At 66.5% G+C, this 23,042-nt stretch carries 19 protein-coding genes and 2 pseudogenes; 10 read left to right on the forward strand and 11 right to left on the reverse strand.

The features are described from left to right. Window positions 1–8: 8 nt before the first annotated feature. Together OUO20_RS21200 and OUO20_RS21205 are read right to left on the reverse strand one after the other, a co-directional pair. Window positions 9–641: a hypothetical protein gene (locus OUO20_RS21200; protein ID WP_134165133.1), complete on the reverse strand. Its 633-nt coding sequence runs from the start codon at window positions 639–641 to the stop codon at window positions 9–11. Between the two features lie 150 nt (window positions 642–791). Further along, window positions 792–1,001: a hypothetical protein gene (locus OUO20_RS21205; RefSeq protein ID WP_018770853.1), complete on the reverse strand. Its 210-nt coding sequence runs from the start codon at window positions 999–1,001 to the stop codon at window positions 792–794. A 215-nt stretch (window positions 1,002–1,216) separates the two neighbouring features. Here OUO20_RS21205 and OUO20_RS21210 point away from each other — a divergent pair, with 215 nt between their 5' ends. Further along, complete coding sequence (locus tag OUO20_RS21210) at window positions 1,217–1,564, forward strand: hypothetical protein (protein ID WP_018770854.1); 348 nt, start codon at window positions 1,217–1,219, stop codon at window positions 1,562–1,564. Window positions 1,565–1,623: 59 nt separating this feature from the next. On the opposite strand, the gene OUO20_RS21215 is transcribed toward OUO20_RS21210, so the two are convergent. The 8 genes from OUO20_RS21215 to OUO20_RS21250 form a co-directional block, all read right to left on the reverse strand. Next, window positions 1,624–3,339, reverse strand: coding sequence for a thiamine pyrophosphate-dependent enzyme (locus OUO20_RS21215; protein WP_268002580.1), 1,716 nt, complete (start codon window positions 3,337–3,339; stop codon window positions 1,624–1,626). Window positions 3,340–3,379: 40 nt separating this feature from the next. Next, window positions 3,380–4,897: an amino acid permease gene (locus tag OUO20_RS21220; protein WP_224084268.1), complete on the reverse strand. Its 1,518-nt coding sequence runs from the start codon at window positions 4,895–4,897 to the stop codon at window positions 3,380–3,382. A gap of 47 nt (window positions 4,898–4,944) precedes the next feature. Next, on the reverse strand, window positions 4,945–5,901 hold the full coding sequence (locus OUO20_RS21225) for a glutaminase (RefSeq protein ID WP_018772168.1): 957 nt from the start codon (window positions 5,899–5,901) through the stop codon (window positions 4,945–4,947). Next, window positions 5,898–7,496 carry a PucR family transcriptional regulator gene (locus tag OUO20_RS21230; RefSeq protein ID WP_018772169.1) on the reverse strand — a complete coding sequence of 533 codons (1,599 nt, stop codon included), beginning with the start codon at window positions 7,494–7,496 and terminating at the stop codon, window positions 5,898–5,900. Before OUO20_RS21230 ends, OUO20_RS21225 begins: the two co-directional genes overlap by 4 nt. A 235-nt stretch (window positions 7,497–7,731) precedes the next feature. Continuing rightward, the gene (locus OUO20_RS21235; RefSeq protein WP_223993785.1) at window positions 7,732–8,484 is read right to left on the reverse strand and encodes a maleylpyruvate isomerase family mycothiol-dependent enzyme; all 753 of its coding nucleotides are present in this window, start codon (window positions 8,482–8,484) and stop codon (window positions 7,732–7,734) included. Next, entirely contained in the window at window positions 8,484–9,308 is an 825-nt protein-coding gene (locus tag OUO20_RS21240; RefSeq protein WP_223993791.1) for a fumarylacetoacetate hydrolase family protein, read from the reverse strand. Before OUO20_RS21240 ends, OUO20_RS21235 begins: the two co-directional genes overlap by 1 nt. Next, window positions 9,308–10,438, reverse strand: coding sequence for a cupin domain-containing protein (locus OUO20_RS21245; RefSeq protein ID WP_268002581.1), 1,131 nt, complete (start codon window positions 10,436–10,438; stop codon window positions 9,308–9,310). The genes OUO20_RS21240 and OUO20_RS21245 overlap by 1 nt, the downstream gene beginning before the upstream one ends. A gap of 109 nt (window positions 10,439–10,547) precedes the next feature. Continuing rightward, a complete protein-coding gene (locus OUO20_RS21250; RefSeq protein ID WP_268002582.1) occupies window positions 10,548–11,354 on the reverse strand; it encodes an IclR family transcriptional regulator in 807 nt (268 codons plus the stop codon). Between the two features lie 48 nt (window positions 11,355–11,402). Between OUO20_RS21250 and OUO20_RS21255 the strand changes: the two are divergent. Both OUO20_RS21255 and OUO20_RS21260 read left to right on the forward strand, forming a co-directional pair. Beyond that, window positions 11,403–12,688: pseudogene (locus tag OUO20_RS21255) on the forward strand (MFS transporter). Then, complete coding sequence (locus OUO20_RS21260) at window positions 12,681–13,940, forward strand: FAD-dependent oxidoreductase (protein ID WP_268002583.1); 1,260 nt, start codon at window positions 12,681–12,683, stop codon at window positions 13,938–13,940. Before OUO20_RS21255 ends, OUO20_RS21260 begins: the two are co-directional and overlap by 8 nt. A 165-nt stretch (window positions 13,941–14,105) precedes the next feature. On the opposite strand, the gene OUO20_RS21265 is transcribed toward OUO20_RS21260, so the two are convergent. Beyond that, entirely contained in the window at window positions 14,106–15,158 is a 1,053-nt protein-coding gene (locus OUO20_RS21265) for a LacI family DNA-binding transcriptional regulator (RefSeq protein WP_268002584.1), read from the reverse strand. 218 nt (window positions 15,159–15,376) lie between these two features. Here OUO20_RS21265 and OUO20_RS21270 point away from each other — a divergent pair, with 218 nt between their 5' ends. The 7 genes and pseudogenes from OUO20_RS21270 (at window position 15,377) to uxaC (ending at window position 23,001) form a co-directional block, all read left to right on the forward strand. Then, complete coding sequence (locus OUO20_RS21270; protein ID WP_268002585.1) at window positions 15,377–16,738, forward strand: ABC transporter substrate-binding protein; 1,362 nt, start codon at window positions 15,377–15,379, stop codon at window positions 16,736–16,738. Between the two features lie 6 nt (window positions 16,739–16,744). Beyond that, a complete protein-coding gene (locus OUO20_RS21275) occupies window positions 16,745–17,755 on the forward strand; it encodes a carbohydrate ABC transporter permease (RefSeq protein ID WP_018772178.1) in 1,011 nt (336 codons plus the stop codon). Beyond that, on the forward strand, window positions 17,752–18,675 hold the full coding sequence (locus tag OUO20_RS21280) for a carbohydrate ABC transporter permease (RefSeq protein WP_018772179.1): 924 nt from the start codon (window positions 17,752–17,754) through the stop codon (window positions 18,673–18,675). The genes OUO20_RS21275 and OUO20_RS21280 overlap by 4 nt, the downstream gene beginning before the upstream one ends. 2 nt (window positions 18,676–18,677) lie before the next feature. Further along, entirely contained in the window at window positions 18,678–19,526 is an 849-nt protein-coding gene (locus OUO20_RS21285; protein ID WP_268002586.1) for a sugar phosphate isomerase/epimerase family protein, read from the forward strand. Continuing rightward, entirely contained in the window at window positions 19,523–20,686 is a 1,164-nt protein-coding gene (locus OUO20_RS21290) for a Gfo/Idh/MocA family protein (RefSeq protein WP_134165124.1), read from the forward strand. Before OUO20_RS21285 ends, OUO20_RS21290 begins: the two co-directional genes overlap by 4 nt. Window positions 20,687–20,689: 3 nt before the next feature. Beyond that, entirely contained in the window at window positions 20,690–21,595 is a 906-nt protein-coding gene (locus tag OUO20_RS21295) for a sugar phosphate isomerase/epimerase family protein (RefSeq protein ID WP_018772182.1), read from the forward strand. 3 nt (window positions 21,596–21,598) lie between these two features. Continuing rightward, window positions 21,599–23,001 (forward strand): annotated as a pseudogene (gene uxaC / locus OUO20_RS21300) (glucuronate isomerase). The last annotated feature ends 41 nt before the right edge of the window (window positions 23,002–23,042 follow it).

Genomic DNA, 23,042 nt, shown 5'->3' on the forward strand with positions numbered 1-23,042 from the left:
GCGGGGCTTTAGCAGGGAAGCACGACGGCGGAAGGCGGGCCGCGCCGGCTGTCCTGGCGGACGTTGCGCCAGGGGGAGCGGTGCAAGGGAACGTGCCCGAACAGTCCGTTGAGGCGGACGGCAGGGACAGGTGCCACCGGCCCGGGAAGGCCGGCAAAGGGCCGCAGCCAGTCGGCCAGTGCCCACAGGGCAGCTTCGCCTTTGGCGAGGAGGAGGGCGCAGCCCAGCGTGGCCGCCGCGTGCGCTGCGAGCATCAGTGGTGCCAGCGCGGGATTTGCGGGACTCAGGTGCTCCGCCAGGGGAGCGAACGCTGCGAACCCGGCCAGGGGGACCTGGTGCAGGTGGGCCGCCGCCGGCGCACCTGCTGCGCTCTCAAGGGGAGCGGAAAAGGCGGTGAGAAGCTCGTGCAGGGCCAGCTGGCCGCCGCCCAGGAGCGCGGCCATGGCCGGAAACGCCAGCCGAAGGCGGGTTGCGGCCGTGCTGGCCAGTGCTGTCAGGGCCAGCACGGCCAGGAGGATGCCCGGGGCCGGAAGGCGGCCTCCGCCAACCACGTGGGCGCCGCCGGCGAGGGCCAGGGTGCCGGCGGCCAGGGTCGAGGCACGGAGGAGGTGGAAAGGGACCTGCGGGAGGGAACCACGCACGGCTGCTCCTCCTGCTGTCCGCCGGCACTGCAGGGTGCAGGGCCGGTTCCGCCTACGGGTCCGGAGCCGGTGCCCGGACCCTCAAGATTCTACCGGCCCCTTAGTCAGTCTCCGGCCCGGTGCAGTAGGGGCAATCGTCCGGGCAGTCCGTCATGCCGGCACCCCTGCCAGGTCGTAGCCGTCGGCGATATGGAACAAGCGCCGGCCTCCCGCGGGGGCTGCCACCCACACCACGTCGCCGTCATCGGTCCGGGCATCCACCAGGCCGCTGAAGGCGGTGTGCCCATCCCTCCTGAGTTCGACGCTGTCGCCGACCTGGACGGCGTCCCAGCGGACAGGGCTCTTTACGCGGCTCGTCATTGAAGTCACGGATATTCCTTTGAAGAGGCTTGGCCGGGGCGGCTGCTGCGGCCCCGGTGATGCCATCAAACCGCTGCGCCACGGCGCGGCTCAATGGAGGAATGGCTACGGGTTCCGGTCCCTTGTTGTGCATCCCTCCAGCAGGGACCCTGTGCCGGCATGGAGCGGCAGGGTTAGACTGCCTGCATACGTGTTGGCGATCGAAGGAGAAGTTCATGGACTACACCGGAAGCCAGTCGGAGAAGGCCGTAACCGCCGGGGAACTGGGCCGCAGCCACATCGGGCAGACCATCAGCTTCAAGCCGAACGAGTTCACGGTTGTGTTCGGCAAGCTCGCGGGCATCGCCCGGACTGAGGCCATGGTCTACCTGTCGCTGACGGGGGTTGGAAACGGCACCCACCTGAAGGACGAATATGACCTGCCGCTGACCCATGAGGTCTTTGTGCCGGTGGACGTCATCACCAACGCGGAATCCACCATCAAGGACCTGTTCGGCAAAGTCCAGGAAAACCTCCGCGGGGCCGGCCACAAGGGTGGCGAGGACCGGACGGACCGGCTCTAACCGCCCGCAGCAAGAGCAAGGAAGAAGGCCGGCACTTTCGTGCCGGCCTTCCCCTTGGCCTAGTACGCCTTGACCCGCTGCTCCACCACGAGATGGATGAGGGCGAATACGCCGTCCCGGTCAATCGCTGCCAGGGCTGCATCCAGCGCTGCCGGGACATCTCGGTCCTCGGTCACCGTGACCCCGAATCCGCCGAAAGCCCTGGCCATCAGCGCAAAGTCGGGGTTCCTCAGCTGGGTACCGGAGACGCGCCGGGGATAGTGCCGCTCCTGGTGCGTGCGGATGGTGCCGTACTCCTGGTTGTCCATGACAACCACCAGCGGCGTGGCCCCGTACTGGGCAGCCGTGGCCAGCTCCTGCCCGTTCATGAGGAATTCGCCGTCCCCGGCGATGGTGACCACGCGCCGCTTCGGTTCGGCCAGGGACGCTGCGATGGCCGAGGGGACGGAGTAGCCCATGGACCCGTTCCGCGCGCTGATCATGGACGCGTAGCGGCGGGTGGGGAAATACCGGTGCGCCCAGTTGGTGTGTTCACCTGCACCGAACGTCACCACCGCATCGTCGGGCAGCCGGGGGACGAGGTTGGCCATCAGGGTGTCCATCCGGGCCTGCCCGGCCGCCGGGGCAGCAGGAGGCAGCGTGGCAAAGCGCTCCTGCTCGGCGCGCATCCTGGCCGTCCAGGCCTTCCACTCTTCCTTCACGGGCAGGCTGATGCCCTCCAGGCCGCGCACGAACGCTTCCGGTTTGGCCAGGATCTGCCGCGATACCGGGCCGGACCTTCCCCGCAGCGACGGGTCCACGGTGACCAGGAAATTTTCCTTGTTCCAGTCCTGCCGGCAGACGAAACCGTCCGTAATGACGTCGCCCGGCACCGTTCCCACGAAGACCAGGAGGTCGGTCTCCTCCAGCAGGTCGTAAGTGGGGCGCGGCCGGCCATAGCCGATCGGTCCCACGTAGGACGGCGAATCGAAGGGCACTGTTCCCTGCGTCCGCCATTCCGCCGCCGCCGGGATGTGGTGCCGTTCCAGCCAGGCGGTGAGCTGGTCCGCGGCCTCCTGCGTCCAGTCGTTGCCGCCGGTCACGAACAGCGGCTTGGACGATTCCGCCAGCGCCGCTTCCAGGGCTGACGCATCAGCGCTGCCCATCCCGCCTGCGGCCACGGGAATCGCAGGATGCAGCGCAGGGCTGACCTCCCGCCGGATGACGTCCTCGGGCAGGCCCACCACCACGGGCCCGGGCCGGCCGCTCATTGCCGCAAACATGGCCTCCGCCACTATCTCGGAGGCCCGTTCCGGGTGGTCAAGGACCATCACCCGCTTGGCGCCGGTGTCGAACCAGGACTTGATGTCGAATTCCTGGAACGCCTCGCGGTCCCGGTGGGCAAACGGGATCAGGCCCACGAAGAGCAGCATCGGCGTGGAGTCCTGCCAGGCGGTGTGCAGCCCTACGTGGGCGTTGGCCGCGCCGGGCCCCCGGGTCACCATCGCCACGCCCGGGCGCTGGTTCAGCTTTCCGTCGGCTTCCGCCATGTACGCGGCACCGCCTTCATGGCGGCAGACGATGGTTTCGATCTTCGAGTTGTGCAGGCCGTCCAGCACATCCAGGAAGCTCTCGCCGGGAACCACATAGGTGCGTTCCACGCCATGCGCCACCAGCGAGTCAACGATCACGTGCCCCGCGGATTTCAGGGCGGGCGCCACGGTGTCCTGGTGATGGACGACGGCGGCGGGCCGGGTGGGGGAGGAGGTCAGGGTGGGCTGCGGCTCTGGTGTCATGTTCTTTCTTTGGCTCGGAAGGTTGGCGGAAGGGATGGGGTCAGGAGATGGGGGTGCGGTTGGCGATGACGGGGGACTTTCCGGTGTAGCCGTCGCGGGTTTCGGCGATTTGGCGGATGCGGGTGCGGCAGGCGTACCAGCCGGCGACCATGAGGATGGAGGCGATGGCGGTGACGAGCATGGTCAGGGGTGAGTCGATGAAGACCATGATGAGGACGCCGATGAGGAAGAGCAGGGAGAGGTAGCCGGTGTAGGGGGCGCCGAACATGCGGAAGGAGGGGCGGGTGACCCAGCCTTTGTCGGCCCAGCGTTTGAGTTGGATTTGGCACAGGACGATGGTGGCCCAGGTCATGATGATGCCGACGGAGGCGATGTTCAGGACGATTTCGAAGGCTTCGGCGGGGACGAGGTAGTTCAGGGGGACGCCGAGGAGGGAGACGGTGGCGGTGATGGCGATGCCGCCGTAGGGGACGCCTGCTTTGTTCATGCGGGAGGCGAAGCGGGGTGCGGAGCCGTTGACGGACATGGAGCGCAGGATCCGGCCGGTGGAGTAGAGTCCGGCGTTCAGGGAGGACAGGGCGGCGGTGAGGACGACGAGGTTCATGATGACGTCTACGCCCTGGACGCCGATGGAGCCGAAGAAGGTCACGAAGGGGCTGACGCCTTTTTGGTAGGAGGTGAAGGGCAGCAGCAGGGCCAGGAGGATCACGGAGCCGACGTAGAACACGGCGATGCGGAAGACCACGGAGTTGATGGCCTTGGGCATGATTTTTTCGGGGTTTTCGGTTTCGCCGGCGGCGGTGCCGACGAGTTCGATGGAGGCGTAGGCGAACAGGACGCCTTGCATGAGGATGATCATGGGCAGCAGGCCGTTGGGGAAGATCCCGCCGTTGTCGGACAGGAGGCTGATGCCGACCTGTTGGCCGTCCACGGGGGTGCCGAAGATGACGAAGTAGGTGCCGATGATGAGGAACGCGACCAGGGCGGCGACCTTGATCAGGGCGAACCAGAATTCCATTTCGCCGAAGACCTTGACCGAGACCAGGTTCAGGGCCAGGACGACGATGAGGGCGGTCAGTGCCCAGGCCCACTGGGGGACGTCGGCCATCCAGGGGATGTAGTTGCCGAAGAAGTGCATGTAGAGGGCGGCGGCGGTGATGTCCACGATGGTGGTGGTGGCCCAGTTGATCCAGTAGAACCAGCCGGAGACGAACGCGGCTTTTTCGCCGAAGAATTCGCGGGCGTAGGAGACGAACGAGCCCGAGGAGGGCCGGTGCAGGACCAGTTCGCCCAGGGCGCGCAGGATCAGGAACGCGAAGAACCCGCAGACCGCGTAGGCGATGACCAGGGACGGGCCCGCGGCGTTGAGCCGGCCGCCGGCGCCCAGGAACAGGCCGGTGCCGATCGCGCCGCCGATCGCGATCATCTGGATCTGCCGGGGCTTGAGGTTCTTGTGGTAACCCTTGTCCTCCGCGTGCAGGGAGGTCTCGGACGCATGCGCGTGACCACCATCAATTATGTGGTCGAAGCCAACCTCGTCATTGGGGTTGTTGGGCATGGGTATTTCCTTTCGATCCGGGGAAGATCTGTCTTGGATGGGAAAAACTAGAAAACTGACCAGCCGGTGCGGTCGGAGAGGTCGGCAAGGGCTGCCGTGCCGGCGAGGGAATTGCCCTTGGCATCCAGGCGCGGGCTCCAGACGCAGATGGCGCACTGGCCCGGCACGATGACCAGTATTCCGCCGCCCACCCCGCTCTTTCCGGGCAGGCCCACGCGGTAGGCGAATTCGCCGGCGGCGTCATACATGCCGCACGTCAGCATGATGGAGCCGATCCGCTTGGCCTCGCTCCGGGACAACACGGTGCCGGCGGCTCCCTGTCCGTCATTGGCAAGGAACAGGCCGGCCTTGGCCAACTCCGCGCAGGTCATCATGATCGAACACTGGCGGACGTAATTCTCCACCACTGATTCCGCAGGCTGCGTGAGGTTCCCGAAGTCCTTCAGGAAATGCGCCAGGGCAAGGTTGCGGCTGCTGCCGGCCAGTTCACCGGCGGCAGCTGCCTCGTCAATGAACGGCCCCTGTCCCCGGCTGTCCGCCTGTCCCTGGTGACCCGCTTGTCCGGTCAGGAACCGCAGGAGGTGCGCGGCGGCGTCGGGCGTCTCCTGCATCAGGTGGTCGGTGACCACCAGCGCCCCGGCATTGATGAAGGGGTTGCGCGGGATGCCATGTTCGGCCTCGAGCTGAACCAGGGAGTTGAAGGCTGTTCCGGACGGTTCGCGCAGCACCCGAGACCACAGCCGGGCGGACCGGCCGCCCTGCAGCGCCATGGCCAGGGTGAAGACCTTGGAGATGCTTTGGATGGAGAAGGGGACATCGGCGTCACCGGAGCAAAAAACGTCACCGGACGTGGTGGCGACGGCAATGCCAAACCGGTCGAAGGGGACCTTGGCCAGGAAGGGGATGTTGCGGGGTACTGCACCCGTTTCCTTCCGCGGACGGTGACGCCGGACGATGTCCTCGAGGAGGATGTCCAGGGGTGGTGCGCCGAGTGTTGTGGTCATTTCCTGCCTGAAGTGTCGTAGGAAGTGGAGGCCCACTCCTGGAGGTGGAGCAGCGCCACCAGGGAATCCCTGGGGCTGCCGAAGTCGAGGCCGGTCACCCGGGTGGCTTTGGCCACCCGGTAGTAGACAGTGTTCTTGTGCAGGTTCATCCGCCTGGCGCATTCGGCGACGTCGAAGGACGCATCGAAATACGTGCGGAGGGTGTCGGCGAGTTCGGCGTCCTCCTGGAGGAGCGCTGCCAGGCCGCGGTGGCGGAACGGTGAGGTGTGGAAGTTCCGCACCGCCTCGCGGTAGAGGATTTCCGCTTCGAAATCGCCCACCGCGGCAACCGTGCCGGGTTCTGCCGTGCCCACGCAGGCCAGCAGCGCCTCCGTCACCCCGGTCACCGTATGGAGGGACAACAGGTCCGGCACCAAGGGGCCCACGGCCGCGAATGGACTGATGCCGAGGTGCTTGCGGGCATCCCGGACGATTGCCTCGGCAAGGGAACGCAGCCCCGATTCCGCGGTGCTGGACTGCAGGTCAGGCACGATGATGGCGGTGTCACCCTTGAACTGGCCCACGACGGCGGTGGGCTTGTACGCGGCCGCGTGGATGGAGGCGAGATTGGCAAGTTCCCCGTGCTTGAGTGCGGCGTCGTCGGCGCGCGAGTCGGCGTCGGACATGCCGATGAGGATGAGGGCGGCGGGACGTTCCGAAGGGATTTTTCCGCTGTGCGCGCTGGCGGCGGCCTCCGCGGGACCTGACAGGATCCGAACAATCCGGTCCTCCCGCATATGGACGGACTGCTGGTTGCGGTACCGGATCAGTTCGGCCGAGACGCGTGCCGCGGATCCCGTGAGGACATACTCAACGTCCGGGCCGAAGCCGGCTCCGGTTTCCTGGAGCCAGATGTAGCCCATGATCCGTTCGCCGGCAAAGAGCGCGATGGCCACCCGTTCCCGCAGCCCGTCCTGGGGCCGTGCGGGTACCCGGACCGGCTGCCGGGTGCGGTGCAGTTCGCGGTAGGCGCCAAGATCCTTGAGCAGCAGTTCGTATTTGCGGGGGCCGCGCCGGGCCAGGATGGAAGCCTTGCGGAGTTCGTCGATGTCATTGGTGACGGTGGAGTAGGCCAGGACCTTGTTGGCCGCATCCTCGATGAGCACGTGGCTGGACGTGAGCCGCGCTGTGGTCTGGGCGATCGCGAACAGGTCTTCCTCGAGCAGGGTCAGCACTTCGCTCTGGTAGCTGCGCGGCTGGATCCGGTCCTTGGCAATGGAGAGCAGGCGGTCCCAGTCTGCTGCCGGATCCACCAGCAGCAGTCCCGATCCGGCTGCGCGGAGGAGTTCTTCCGCTTCCGCCAGGTCTTCGCGCTGGCCCTTGACGGCGACCACCGGGGGCGGGTCCTTCAGGAGGCGCCGGAGGGCAGGCAGCGCCGAACGGCCACGGACCCCGATGAGCAGGACAAAGGCTTTGCCGGCCTGGGCTGCTTCATCGTCGGCGTCGACGATCAGGAACCGTTCGATGTCCGGCGCCGAGGGGGCCGGGCGAAGGATGAGGCTGGCGAAGCCGAGGGGAAGATCCGAGAGGATGTCATCCACCGTAACCGCGGCCATGGGTTGTCCTTTTGCGTCGATCCCACCGGACGGCTCTGTCCGGTCACCTCATGCTATCCAGCGTCCTGGGCTGATTTTATGGAACCTCCTCCAAGTCCAGGGGATCCTTTTTAGGCTCCAGCCTGAGGCGACGCACCGCACGTGACGGGACATGCGGGCAGGAACGCCGAAAGGCGGGCCAGCCGGTGCTGGCCCGCCTCTGGTGCGGTGCTGTGGCGGGTGCCACGGCGGCCTGTCAGATCCAGGCCGGTGCCGGCGGCGCCGGGGTAGCTGCTTCGCCGTCGCGCTTCGCCGTGGTTCCGTCCGTGCCGCGGCCCGCGGCCCACTGGGCGATGGCGGCCAGTGAACCGGACACCACGGTGGGCGACAGGGCGGCGGTGTCCCCAAACGACAAGCCGGTGCCGTCCACTGTGATGAGGAGCCCGGCGTCGGTGCCGCGCGCATGCCAGGCGCCGGTGATGTCCTTGAGCAGGCGTTCCAGGACGGGTGCAGGGATGTCCTTGAAGGTGGCCCCGTTGTCCAGGTCCACGGCGTGGACCCAGACTTCGCGGGTGCGCATCCACACGGTCTCTTCGGCCGGGACGGTCCTGCCCTGGACGGTTTTGACCTTGTGGTGCCAGTTGGCGGCGGGCAGGTCGCGCCATTCGACGTTCAGGTGCACGGCGGAGTGGTCGAACAGGTTCCGCAGGGCGATGGGACTGAGGGTGGACCCGAAGTCGATCTCGTGGTTGCGGACCTCAACGGAAGGGTACATGGGTGTTTCCACCCCGGTGGCCGCCCACTCGACCAGACGGGCGATGGCCCTGGCGTTGTAGCCCACGTGGGCTACAACGTGGCGGCGGGTCCAGCCGGGCAGCAGCGAGCCCCCGTCCAGTTCCGCGTCGGGAAGCTCGTTGAGCTTGCGGGCGAAGAACGCGGTGCCGCGCCGGGCCTGCAGCAGCCCCTCGAGCAGCACGGGGTCGCTGGCCTGGTCGTGCCGGGCAACCATCAGGCTTCCTTGACCACGCGGTTGGTCAGCTGGCCCAGGCCCTCGATGGTGGTGACCAGGACCTGGCCCTCCTGCAGGTAGCGCTTGGGGTCCTGCGCGTGGCCCACGCCGCCGGGGGTGCCGGTGGCGATGACGTCGCCCGGGTTCAGGGTGATGATGGTGGAGATGTAGGAGACCAGGTATTCCGGGGTGAAGACCAGGTCGCTGGTGGGGGTGGACTGCTGGACGTCGCCATCCACGGCCGAGGTCATCAGCGGCCCGGGGGTGAATTCGTCCTTGGTGACCAGGGCCGGGCCGAACGGGGTGGACTTCTCCCAGGTCTTGCCCTGCAGCCACTGGATGGTGCGGAACTGGTAGTCGCGCATGCTGATGTCGTTCAGCACGGAGTACCCTGCGATGTGCCCGGCAGCCTCTGCCTCCGGGATGCGCCGGCCGGCCTTGCCGATGACGACGGCGAGCTCGGCTTCCCAGTCCACGGTGTCCGATTCCTGCGGCAGCGCGAGGTCATCGTTGGGCCCGATCAGCGACTCGGCGTACTTGGCGAACAGGGTGGGGTACTCGGGGACCTCGCGGCCCATCTCCTTGATGTGGTTGCGGTAGTTGTGGCCCACGCAGATGATCTTGCCCGGGGAAGGCACGACGGCGGCGAGGTCGGCGCCGTCGAACGCGTGTGTTGCGCCGTTGGCATCCTTGGCGATGGTTTCCCAGTTGGGGTCCTGCAGGAGTGCCCCGACATCGGAAAAGCCCGGGACTTCGGTGAGGGTCTCGCCGTCCTGGCGAGCGGCCTTTGTTCCGTCGGGAGTGCGGAGGGTGAGGAGTTTCATTACTTGGTGCGTCCTTCGATGTAGGTGCGGTTGAAGTTCAGGCGCTCGAAGATGGGGGCGTCGCTGAACCGGAACAGATCAAACTCAGTCCCGGCTTCCAGGGACCATTGCTGCCAGGACGGGACGACGAACAGGTCGCCCTTGGCCAGGACCTTGGTTTCGCCGTTCAGGGTCACGGATCCGGTGCCTTCGAAGACCTGCCAGACGCTGGAGCCCACCTCGCGGACGGTCTCGGTCCAGGCGCCGGCGCGCAGCCGGTGGAACTCGGCGCGGATGGTGGGCATGACGTCCCCGCCCGTGGTCGGGTTGGTGTACCGGATGGCGGCGTGGCCCTGGGAGACGGTGGCGGGGTGGCCCTCGTCCTCGAGGAGCAGCTGTTCGCGCAGGGCGGCGTCGGTGTACTTCCACCGGTAGGCCGCGATGGGGGAGTTGGTGGTGTCATCGAGGCCCGAGAGCGGGCGCAGTCCGGGGTGGGCCCAGAGCCGCTCGGAGCGGGAGACGTCCGGGGTGGCTTCGTCGGTGACGCGCTCGGTGCCGAACTCGAAGAAGCCGGCGTCTGCGTAGTGCACGAACGGGATGTCCAGGCCGTCGATCCACGCCATGGGCTGGTCGGTGTCGTTGTGGTGGCCGTGGAAGTTCCAGCCCGGGGTGAGCAGGAAGTCGCCGCGGGACATCCGGACAGGGTCCCCGTTCACCACGGTCCACACGCCCTCGCCCTCGACGACGAACCGGAACGCATTCTGCGAGTGGCGGTGCTCCGGGGCCGTTTCACGGCCGCCCAGGTACTGGATGGCCGCCCACAACGTCGGGGTGGCGTAAGGCGTGCCGGCCAGGCCCGGGTTGGCCAGCGCAATGGCGCGCCGTTCCCCGCCGCGGCCCACGGGCACCAGGTCCCCGGCGCGGGCGGCCAGGGGGTACAGGTCATTCCAGCGCCAGACGTGCGGCACTGCTTTCGGGGACGGGACCATGGGCATCAGGTCCGCGATCTCCGTCCACAACGGAATCAGGTTTTCCTTATCGAAATCCCGGTACAGCTGCTCAAGCTGCGCAGCCTCCTCCGGGGTGGGCTCGGGAACGTGGTGTTCCTGCGCCACGGATTCGTGCGTTTGGTTTTCAGCGCTGATCGACACTGGCCTTCTCCTTGCGTGCGGACTGACTGCGACGTGGATTCGACCCTAGGGAAGATCTGCTGTGATCCCCAGCATATTCTGGCATGCAGAATTCCTTCGGCCCTGCCGGTCAGCTTCCGGCTGCCCCGTCCGCCGGATTGGCCGCGATGTCTATTTCCAGCTGGCGCCGGGTCTCCATCATGACGCCCACCAGCCCGGCGTCGAACAGGGGCCGGAACCGTGCCACGGGAGTGGCCACGCTCAGGGCGCCCACCACCATGCCCTTGCCGTTGTGCAGGGCCATCCCAAAGGCGCTGATGCCCTCCTCGGTACCCTCGAAGTTGGCGGCAAATCCGTTGGCGCGGACGGACTCAAGCTCGCGCAGGAACGCGGGGTAGTCGGCGTCCGGGATGTAGTCGCCGCCCAGTTCCGCGTTGGGGCTGCGGAACAGCTGCTCCAGCACGGCGGGATCGAGCTCCGCCAGGATGGCTTTCCCGCCCGAGGCTTTATGCGCGGGGAGCAGGGTCCCCTGCCGGTCCCCGACGCGCAGGATGTTGGTGCTTTCCACCGTGTCCAAAAAGCGGACTTTGGTGCCCACCCGGATCATGAGGTTGACGGTCTCGTTGGTGCGTGCGCACAGCAGTTCCATGTGTGGCCGGGAGATGTCCCGCAGCTGGCGTGTCCAGCTCAAGCCCGCCGGGCCCGCGCCCATCGCGGGGCCCGGCACATACCGGCGCGTTTCATCCTGGACCGCGAAGCCCCGGTACACCAGCATGGCCAGGAGCCGGTGTGCCGTGGACGGCGCCACGCCGAGCTCCGCCGCAGCGTCCTTGAGCTGCAGGCTGCCGACGTCCCGCAGGAGCTGGAGGAGCTGCAGGGCGTTATCCACCGCTTCGATGGAGTAGGTGGGCTTCCGCCGGGCAGGAAGATTCTGCATGACAGAATAATATGGGCGCGCTGGTATGACTACCAGCACAGTGGTGGGATGAATCACACAACTTCCGCTGCAGCGCCGCAGCGCACGGCCGCCCCCACCTCGGGCGCAGGCCTCTCCGGGTTCCCCCGGCGTTCCGTACTTGCCGTCCTGGTGTGCTGGCTGCTGGTCGTTTTCGACGGCTACGACCTGATCGTCTACGGCACCGTCCAGGGCTCACTCATCAGCGACACCGGCTGGGGCCTGACCAAGGCCACGGCCGGGACCATCGGGTCCATGGCCTTTGTCGGCATGATGATTGGAGCGGTCTTTGCCGGCCGTATGTCCGATACCTGGGGCCGGCGGCGCACCATCATCGGCTGCGCCATCGTGTTTTCCGCGTTCACCATCCTTTGCGCCTTTGCCCCCAATGCGCCGGTCTTCGGCGGCCTCCGCCTGCTGGCCGGCATCGGACTGGGGGCCTGGTGCCCTCAGCCAACGCTTTGGTGGCCGAACTCGTGCCGGAAAAATGGCGGTCAACCATCGCCACCCTGATGATGTCCGGCGTTCCCATCGGCGGCTCCCTCGCCGCGCTGGTGGGCATTCCGCTGATTCCGGCCTTCGGCTGGCCCATCATGTTCCTCGTGGCCGTCGTCGCCCTGGTGGTAGTGATCCCGCTGGGGTTCCGCTACCTGCCGGAAACACTGGCACCCAAGACAACCGGCGGCAGCACCGCGAAGGAGTCCGTGGGATTCGGCTCCCTGCTCCGGGCGCCTTACCTCGGCACCAGCCTGCTGTTTGCCATCGGCACCCTGGTGACCCTGTTCGCCTGGTACGGGCTGGGCACCTGGCTGCCCAACCTGATGCAGCTGGCCGGGTACAACCTTGGCTCCGCCCTGACGTTCGCGCTGGCGCTCAACCTGGGCGCCGTGGCTGGCTCGGTACTGACCGCCTGGGCCGGCACAAGGTTCGGGCCCATTCCCACTGCGATTGCGGCAGCGGCGGTGGCCGCCGTCGCCCTGGTGGTCCTGGTGTCCGGGCCGCCCGTCGCCGTCGTCTATTTCATGCTGGTGCTTGCCGGCGTGGGAACGCACGGCACCCAGTGCCTGATTATCGCGGCCGTGGCCAGCCACTATCCGGCACACCTCCGCGGTACTGCCCTTGGCTGGGCACTCGGCGTGGGCCGCATCGGGGCAGTGGCCGCACCGCAGGCCGGCGGGCTCCTGCTCGCAGCGGGCCTGGGCGTCAACTCAAACTTCCTGGCGTTTGCCGGAGCAGCCGCCGCAGCAGCAGTCCTGCTCGCAGCAGTCGGCATCAAAATCAAGAAATCAACAGCAGTAGGAGTTTCCAATGTCTAACGTCAAAGCGTCCACCGACGTCCTCGTGGTGGGCGGCGGCATGGCCGGGCTTGCCGGAGCGCTGGCGCTTCGCGAAAACGGCGCCGACGTCACCCTGGTTGAAGTGGCACCGGCCTTCGGTGAAGTGGGTGCGGGCCTGCAGATGGCCCCCAACGCATCCCGCGTCCTGAAGCGCTGGGGCCTGCTGGAGAAGGCGCTGGAAATTGGCGTCCAGCCCAAGCACCTGGTGTTCCGCGACGCCATCACCGGCGAGGAGCTGACCCGCCAGACCCTGGGCGGTGAGTTCGAGGAGCGCTACGGCGCCCCCTACGTCGTCATCCACCGCAGCGACCTGCACCGGATCCTGCTCGAAGCCTGCCAGGAAGCCGGCGTCACCCTGGTGAACGACGTCCTGGTGCAGAAGGTGGAAACCGACGGCGACCGGGCCCGCGCTTACGCCGCCAAGGGCGAGGTCTTTGAAGCCGACGCCATCCTGGCTGCGGACGGGCTCAAGTCCACCTTGCGCGGCACCGTTGCCAATGACGGTCCGGTGAATTCGGCCTACGTGGCGTACCGCGGAACCGTGCCCATCACCGAGGAGACCCCGGCCGCGGACCTGGAGGACGTCATCGTCTACCTGGGACCGGACTGCCACCTGGTCCAGTACCCGCTGCGCAAGGGCCAGCTGCTCAACACCGTGGCGGTGTTCAAGTCCCCGTCCTTCGAGCGCGGCGAAGAGCAGTACGGCGGCGTGGACGAGCTCGAGGCAGCCTATAAGGACTGCGTCCCCGCCGTGCAGGAAGCCCTGAAGAACCTGGCCACCGGCATCCGCTGGCCCATGTACGACCGCGACCCCATCGAGAACTGGGTTTCCGGCCGCATGGCACTCATCGGCGACGCCGCCCACCCGATGCTGCAGTACCTGGCCCAGGGTGCCTGCCAGGCGCTGGAGGACGCGGCAGTCCTGCAGGACGTGGCCCGCGAAAAGGTCTTCACGCCCGAGGGCATCGACGCCGACGCCTGGGAAGCTGCCTTCCGCGAGTTCAACGAAGCCCGCGCCGCGCGGACGGCCCGAGTGCAGCGCACCGCCCGGATCTGGGGCGAGTCCTGGCACGTGGGCGGCGTGGCACGCATCCTGCGGAACATGCTGTTCAAGAGCCGCGGCGACAACAACTTCCAGTACAACGACTGGCTGTACGGGCGCGGTGAGCCGGGCGTTCCCGCGGAGGTTCCGGCCGGGGTTCCGGCCGGGGCCAGGCTGGTGGAAGCCTAAGCACTGATTTTCCAGGGCGGGCGTACGACGGCGGGTGGCTGCCGCCGTCGTACCCCCGCCGGAGCGGCCCCCACCTGGACCCGCGCCAGCGGGGCCATTCCAGGCAGGAAGTCGTTGACGCCATCGCCCGCCGCGGACGTCCGGGGGGAAATGAGCCTCGCCTTCCTATAGTCGTGCAGGGCCTGTGGACTCCCGGATGGTCAAGTGGGTGGGCATGACCGCCAGCTGCCGGGCGGCTCTTCCCGCCAGCGGGTTGAGCTGGGCCAGCAGCATGGACACCGCCACCCGGCCGGCCTGCTCGATGGGACTTGAAATGGTGGTCAGGGGCGGGTTGCAGAAGTCCGCGCCGAAGATGTCATCGGACCCGATGATGCTCATGTCCTCCGGGACGCGGATGCCGCGGGCCTGGAGGCGCTGGAGCATGCCGATGGCCAACAGGTCGTTGAAGACGATGCAGGCAGTGGCACCCGTCCTGACCGCCGCGTCCGCCGCGGCAGCCCCCGACGTCGTCTTCGGGGTGTAGGGCCCGATCCGGTGGACCTCCATACCGCGCCGTTTCGCGTCCTCCTCGAAGACCTTCCACCGCATCTGGTTTGACCACGACGTGGGTGGTCCGGCGACGTAGCAGACCTTGTGGTGGCCCAGGGAGGCCAGGTGTTCCAGGGCCTGGATGATGGCCGACGGCGTATCGATCATGACCGTGGGAGCGCTGGTGGAGGCGCGGTTGAAGGTGACCAGGGGCTGCGTCCGCGAGACCTCCGCCAGCTGGGCGTCCGTCAGGCGGGAGGCAGCGAGAATGAAACCGTCGGCGGATTTGCGCATCTTGTGCAATGCATCGAGTTCCACCTCGTTGGATTCTTCAGTGTCCACCAGCAGCTGTGTGTAACCGGCTGCCTTGAGCTGGTGCTGCGTGCCCCGGATGATGTCGAAATAGAACGGGTTGGTGATATCGGGCACGAGCACCGCCACGGCGTTGGTGCGCCCCGAACTGAGTCCCCGCGCCTGGGAGCTCGGCACGTAGTTCAGCTCCGCGGCTGCCTCTTCGATCCGCTGCCGGGTCCTCGCATTGACCCGGTTCGGCCGCGACAGGGCACGTGACACCGTGGAGGTGGCCACTCCGGCCAGTTCCGCCACGTCGCGGATGGTGGGCGGCCGGTTTGAACTGGCGTTAAGGTCTAGCGCACCACGTGTGGTGCCTTCGACGGGTAGATCAGCCATGACGCTGGACCTTTCCTCGCTGGCTGGACGAACCGCCGTCGACAATTAACGCCGGCGAGGCCCCTGACTCTGTAGCCTTAATCCCACCATTTTTGGCAACTTTTGGCAACCGCTTGCCGGAGTTGTTGCATCCTTCCTAGACTGGCATTCGAGTCGCCTGCAGTGATTTCCGCCACAGGACGGATGTGGCCATGTGGGTGTCCTAGAGGAGAAAAACAATGAGGTTTAAATCGACTACTGGGCTTGCGGCGATTGTTACGGCTGCAGCACTGGCCCTGACCGGTTGCGGTTCGGGTTCCGGGACTGGCGGGGGAGGGTCCACGAATGCGGACGGCAAAGTGGACGGGACGGGCAAGACGCTGAACGTCCTGACTGGCGTTCTCAGCCAATACCCCGAGCAGCAGAAACAGTGGCAGAGCGATATTGCCGCCAAGTTCAAGGCTGAAACCGGGGCCGACGTGAAGTTTGAAACCTTCGCCTCGGCCAACGACGAGCTCACCCGCATCCAGACTTCCGTGGTCTCCGGCCAGGGGCCGGATGTCTACGGACTCGGCACGACCTTCACCCCCACGGCCTATGCCACCAAGGCCTTCGTCACCCTCTCGGATGACGACTGGAAGAAGGTTGGCGGCAAGGACCGCTTCAACCAGGCTGCCCTCGGTATTTCCGGCCCGGACAAGGACCACCAGGCCGGTATCCCCTTCGTCAGCCGCCCGTTCGTGATGGCGTACAACAAGGACCTGCTCGCCGCGGCCGGCATTGACAAGCCCGCAACCAGCTGGGACGAGCTCGCAGCCCAGGCCAAGAAGATGACCAAGGCTGATACCTATGGCATCGCCACGGGCTACAAGGACAACTATGACCCCTGGAAGTTCATCTGGGCCATGTCCGTCCAGGCCGGAAACCCCTTGGTCGATGGTAACAAGCTCAAGATGGACGACCCCACCGTCAAGAAGGCCTACCAGACCTACTTCGGCTGGTTGACCCAGGACAAGGTCGTTGACCCTGCTTCCGTCGGCTGGAGCAACAGCAACGCCGTGGCGGCCTTCGCCAGCGGCAAGGCCGGCTACCTGATGATGACCACTTCCAGCTCCATCCCCACCCTGGACAAGTCCGCAGTTGCCGGGAAGTACGAGTACGCCCTGATGCCCACGGTCGCACCGGGCGAGACGCAGTCCAAGTCCGATGGCGAGGCCGCCAGCATCCTCTCGGGCGACAACCTGGTGGTGGCTGATTACTCCAAGCAGAAGGACCTTGCCTTCTCCTACATTAAACTGATCACTTCCAAGGACGAGCAGTTGAACTACCAGAAGACCTTCGGCGACCTGCCTGCAAACGCCGAAGCCCTGGCCGCTCTGACAGACCCCAAGCTCAAGCCGGTGGCTGACGCCGCCGCCAAGTCCAAGGCCACACCGTTCACTGGCGCCTGGGGCGATATCCAGCTCGGCCTCCTCAACGTCACCGTGCAGTCGATCCCGGACCTGGCCGCGGGCAAGGTGGACGAGTCAGCACTCGAACAAAGGATCAAGGACGCCCAGAACAAGGGCCAGGCTTCCCTGGACCGGGCCTCCAAAGGATAGGTTCTGATGTCAACCGACGCCTCTCATGAAGTCCGGCCTGCGGTGGATTCCGCCGCGGGCCGGGCGCCCCGCGATTCACACGACGCCGGGCAACAGCCCGGCCACCAGGGCGGCCTGCGCCGCAAGGGAATGAGCGAACGCAACCGGCCGCTCTGGATGCTGATCCCGGGTGGGGTCCTGATGATCATCATCATCGTGGTCCCGCTGCTGCTGGGCATCTACATGTCCGTCCTCAACCTGGACCAGTACACCCTGCGGAAATGGATCAGTGCGCCGCTCATCGGAGCCGAAAACTTCGTTGAAGCGGTGACGGCATCGCCCTTGCTGCACGCCGTCTGGCTCAGTGTCAGCTACTCGCTGCTGGCCATGGTGGTGACGCTGCCGCTGGGCATCGCCGCCGCGGTGGCCACGCAGAACGCGTTCAAGGGCCGGGCAGTGATCCGCTCGGTCTTCCTCATCCCGTACGTCCTCCCATCCTTCGTGGTGGCCACCGTCTGGCGCACCATGCTCCAGCCCGGCGGGATCGTGGACGAGGCCTTGGCCACCGTGGGGATCCACGTGGGGCTGTGGCTCAACGGCCCGCAGACCTTTTGGACGCTGGTACTGGTCCAGATCTGGGCATCGTGGCCGTTCATCTACCTGCTGGCCCTGTCCGGCCTGCAGTCGGTGGACCATGAGGTGCACGAAGCGTCGGCACTCGACGGTGCGCTGTGGTGGAACAAGCTCCGGTACGTGGTGTTCCCGTACTTGAAGGGCCCGCTGGCTCTGGCCTTCCTGATCGGGATGCTGCACCACATCAACAACTTCACCCTCCCGTTCGTGCTGTTCGGCGTCCCTGCGCCGGCCGACGTCGAAGTCCTCCCCATCCTGACCTACGTCACCAGCTTCCAGAGCTTCCGCTTTGGACTCAGCGCCGCAATGGCCTTCATTTCCCTGGTGCTGATCGCCATTCCGCTGTTCGTCTACCTCCGTGCCGTCAAGCTTGACGACGCCGAAACACCAGGAGCGAAGAAATGAGCACCACGACAGCCACCCGGCGGAGTGCGTCAACCGTTGATGTTGACCGTCCGGGCTCGCACCGCCAACATGAGGTGCTCCGGCTCCTTCCGGGCCCCCTGCTGGTCATCATCCTGGTATTCCTCGGCGCACTTGTCCTGATCCCTGTGCTGTACATCTTCCTGGCTTCGGTGAACTCGGACATCGGGGTGGCCAATGGCGAGTTCTGGCCGTCCTCAGTCACATTCGATAACTACTCGAAGATTTGGACCAGCGTTGGCCTGGCCACCGGCCTCACCAACAGCGTCCTGGTGGCGGGAGCAACCGCGGTGGTCTCCGCAGCGATGTCCATCTCCACTGCGTTCGTCCTGGTCCGCTACAGCTTCCGCGGCAGGCTGACCATCCTCCGCGGGCTGCTGGCACTGCAGTCGGTGCCCGGAACCCTCATGGTGCTGCCGGTCTTCGTCCTGTTTTCCTCGGCGGCAACCTACCTCGGCATACAGGTGATCGGAACCCAGTGGGGCCTGTTCGTGACCTACCTCACCTTCGCCATGCCGTTCTCCACCTGGGTGATGGTCACCTACCTTCGCGGGCTTCCCAAGGAACTTGAAGAAGCAGCACGGATCGACGGCGCGTCCCACCTTGGCGTCCTGTTCCGGATCATCCTTCCGCTGAGCTGGCCCGGCATCGTGGTTTCGGGCATCTTCGCCTTCCTGCTGGGCTGGAATGACGTGTTGTTCGCCTCGGTGATGACCCGCCCGGAAAGCCAGACGGCCGCCGTCGCACTCCAAATCTTTGGTGCTTCGCAGGAAGGCGGCGCCATTCCGTTCTACGGCCAGATGATGGCGGCGGCATTGGTTTGCGCCGCTCCTGTGGTCATTCTTTACCTGATTTTCCAGCGTTACCTAGTAGGCGGGCTCACCGCCGGAGGAGTTAAATAACCATGGTTTCGACCACCCAGGTCACGTGGCAGCTGTCAGGCTTCGGCGACGAGATCGACGACGACCCAGCGGTCCAGATAGCAGTGCTGCAGGCCCTCGGCGCCAACCACATTGAAGTCCGCAGCGCCTGGGGCACCAACATCGTGGACCTGAGCAATGAACAGCTCCAGTCCCTGGCATCCCTGCTGGCGGAGAAGGGCATGAAGGTCTCCGCCGTCGCTTCCCCCATTGGCAAGGTGGACGTCAGCCTGCCGGTGGAGCACGAAGTGGAACGGCTGCGCCGGGCGGTCAACGCCGCCAAGGTCCTGGACGCCAGGTACATCCGCATCTTCTCCTTCTACTACGGCGAGTCCGTACAGGTGGAGTCCATCCGCGATGCCGTCATCGAACGCATGCGGGCGCTCGCCGATTTGGCTGAGGAAGCGGGCGTGATCCTGCTGCACGAGAACGAGAAAGACATTTTCGGCGACGTACCAGACCGCGTCCTGGACATCATCGAAACGGTCAACTCGCCCGCGCTGAAGGTGGCATGGGATGCCGCGAACTTCGTCCAGGTGGGGGTCAAGCCCTTCGATGAGGGATACGCCAAACTGCGTCCGCACCTTGAGTACCTGCAGGTCAAGGACGCACTGTTCGAAAACGGCCACGTGGTGCCGGCAGGTGAAGGCGACGGGGATGTGCTCCGCACCGTGGAGGCCCTGAAGGCAGACGGGTACCAGGGCTTCGCCTCCCTGGAGCCGCACCTCGCCGGTGCCCACGGACTGGGCGGTTTCTCCGGCCCCACCGCGTTCGGCATCGCAGCACGCGCCTTTGCAAAAGTCACCGCAGAAGCAGGAGTCCAGACCGCATGAGCACCCTTAACGTAGCCATCACCGGATGCGGCGTCATCGGGCGCACCCACGCCGTAGCCCTCGAGGCGTTTCCGGAAGCACGGATCGTGGCACTGGTGGATGCCATCCCGGCCGCCGCCGAGGCCCTGGCGGACTTTATCGAACAGCGCGGCGGCCAGAGGCCGGCGCTGTACAGCACGCAGGCGGAGGCCTTTGCGGCTGAGGACATCGATCTTGTGTCCCTGGCCACCCCCAGCGGCCTCCACATCCAGCAGGGCCTGGAAGTCCTGGCCGCCGGTAAGCACGTGGTGATCGAAAAGCCACTCGACGTTGACCTCACCCGGGCCCAGGAAATCGAAGCCGCAGCCAAGGAAGCGGCCAGCAAGGGGATTGTTGCCTCGGTGATCAGCCAGCACCGGTTTGACCAGTCAAGCGTCGCCGTTGCCGACGCTGTGGCCAAAGGACGTTTCGGGCGGCTGACGTCCGCCATCGCTTCCGTGGCTTGGTGGCGCAGCCAGGGGTACTACGACTCCGGCGACTGGCGCGGCACCTGGGCCATGGACGGCGGCGGTGCGCTGATGAACCAGGGCGTCCACACGGTGGACCTGCTGCTGTGGTTCATGGGACGCCCCGTTGAGATCCATGCGCACACCGCCAGGCTTGCGCACGAACGCATCGAGGTGGAAGACACCGCCGTTGCCACCATCACCTTCGAAAACGGCGGCCTGGCCGTCCTGCACGCCACCACCGCTGCCTACCCGGGGCTGACCGTACGCGTCCAGCTCATGGGGTCCGAGGGCTCGGCGGTGGTGGACAACGACCGGCTGCAGTACTTCCACAGCAAGGACGCGGGCGGCGAGTCCGCGGACATGGGCCTTCAGGGCGGGGGCAACCAGGCGGAACAGGAACTGGCCAAATACCCCGAGGAGGACTACAAGGCCGCGGACCCCACCGTGTATCCGGCCGGCCACGTCCGGCAGTACCGGGACATCCTGGGCGCCATCGCCGGTGGGCGGCAGGCCGGCGTCACCGTCAGCGACGCCGTCAACGCACTCGCCGCGGTGCGTTCCGTCTACGTTTCGGCCACGCTTGGCCAGCCCGTCCTCTTCGACGATGTCCTGGCCGGCAAGTACAACGACCTCGAAGTCCGCACCGGCGGCACTTCGGCAGAAAGCGCCTGAGCCATGAAGTTTTCAGTATTTACCGCATCAACCCCCGAATGGACCCCCGACGAAGCAGTGCAGCACCTGGCCCGGCAGGGCTGGGATGGCATTGAGTGGCGGATCACCGACCAGGCCGACGCTGCCGAGCCGGGCTTCTGGGCCGGCAACAAGGCCACCGTCCCGCTCACCGGCATGGAGGACCAGCTGGACCGGATTGCCGCCCTCACATCCGGCGCGGGCCTGGAATTCTCCGGCATCGGGGGATATGCACGGTGCGACAACCATGCGGACGTTGACCGGATGCTGGCCGCCACTGCCAGGCTCGGCGCCGGGCAGGTCCGGGTGACCACCCCTCCGTTGGGAACGGCCGTCTGGGGGAACGAACCGGCCAGCGGTACCCCGTACCCTGAGCTGTTTGCCGGTGCCCGCCGTGACTTCGAGTGGATCGCCGAACGGGCTGCCCACCACGGCGTGAAGGCACTCGTGGAACTGCACCACCGCACCATCACCGCTTCGGCCTCGTCCGCGCTGCGGCTGCTGGACGGACTCGATCCGCGGCACGTGGGAGTCATCCATGACCTCGGCAACCTGCTGATCGAAGGCCAGGAGGACTACCTCCCCGCGTTCCAGCTCCTGGGCGACTACCTGGCCCACGTGCACGTCAAAAACGCCGTCTGGGTCAACAGCGGCAATACCGACGACTCCGGTGCCGCCATCTTCCGGAACGAGTGGGCCCCGCTGCGTTCCGGCCAGGGCAGCGTGCTGGAGTACTTCAAGGCACTAGCGGCCCATGGCTATGACGGCTGGGTGACGGTGGAGGACTTCTCCACCGAACTCCCGCTGGCTGAACGGACGGCAGATAACCTTGACTACCTCCGCTCCGCGGCCGCGCTGGCGGGACTTTCCGTCCCCGCAGGGAGGCGATGACCCGTGGGAGCGCCGATTGCGGAACACCCCGACCGGCTGCTGCCGGCTGATCCCGGTGTCCGGAGCATCGCACGGTCACTGTTCACAACTGTGGAAGGGCTGCCCATCATCTCCCCGCACGGGCACGTGGACGCTGCGGTCATCGAGCAGAATACCCCTTTCCCGGACCCGGCTGCCCTGCTGGTCACCCCGGACCACTACGTCACCCGGCTGATCCACGCCGGCGGGGTGCCCATGGACCAGCTGGGGCTGGGCAGCCAACCCGCCGCGTCACGGGAGGTCTGGCGCCACTTCTGTGCCGCCTGGCCCACCTTTGAGGGAACGGCATCCGGTTACTGGATCCGGCAGGAGTTCGCCCACGTGTTCGGCCTGGCGGAGGAACCGTCCCGGGAGAACGCGGACCGGCTTTACGACGCCCTGCAGGCCAAGCTCTCTGAGCCGGGCTTCCGGCCGCGCGAGCTGTTCAAGGAATTCAACATCGAGGTGCTGGCCACCACGGATGATCCCCTGGACTCACTGGACAGCCACGCCGCGCTGCACGCGGACCCATCCTTTGCCGGGCGTGTCCTGCCCACCTTCCGCCCCGACCAGTACCTGAACATGGCGCACCCGGCCTGGCGGGACAGCGTGGACCGCCTGATCGCTTCGGCGGGGGATGGCGCTTCGGGTTACGCCGGGTACATCAAGGCGCTTGAGGCCCGGCGCAGGCATTTCGTGGAGCGGGGCGCCGTCTCGGCCGACCACGGCGTTTTCACTCCTGCCACCCTGAAGCTGGACGACGCCGAGGCGGAGCGGCTTTTGAGCGCGGGCGCAACGGCCAGGCGGATGCAGCTGACAGGGAAGCCTTCGAAGCGCACATGATCTACCAGATGGCGCGGATGTCCGTGGAGGACGGCCTGGTGATGACCGTCCACCCCGGATCCTTCCGCAACCACCATGCCCCCACGTTCGAGGCGTTCGGGGCGGATACCGGCCACGATATTCCTGTGGCGGTCAACTACACCGAGGCCATCCGGCCCCTGCTGCAGGATTTCGGGACCGCCAAGGACTTCCACCTGGTCCTCTTCACGCTCGACGAGACGGTGTTCTCCCGGGAACTTGCCCCGTTGGCCGGGTTCTACCCGTCGGTGTACCTGGGAGCGCCGTGGTGGTTCCTGGATGCGCCGGACGCCATGCTCCGTTTCCGGTCTGCCGTGACGGAGACGGCGGGCTTCTCCCGGTCCTCCGGCTTCATCGATGACACCCGGGCCTTTTGCTCCATCCCGGCCCGCCATGACACGGCCCGGCGGATCGAAGCCTCCTTCCTGGCGCGGCTCGTGGCCGAGCACCGGGTCACCGAAGAGCGGGCGCACGAACTGATCGTGGACATCGTGGACGCCTCACCCCGCCGGGTGTTCAAGCTGTGAGTGCCCCCTTTACGTCCCCTCCGTCGGCCACGCCGCCCACT

The sequence above is a fragment of the Arthrobacter sp. FX8 genome, from assembly GCF_026723805.1.
Lineage (GTDB): Bacteria > Actinomycetota > Actinomycetes > Actinomycetales > Micrococcaceae > Arthrobacter.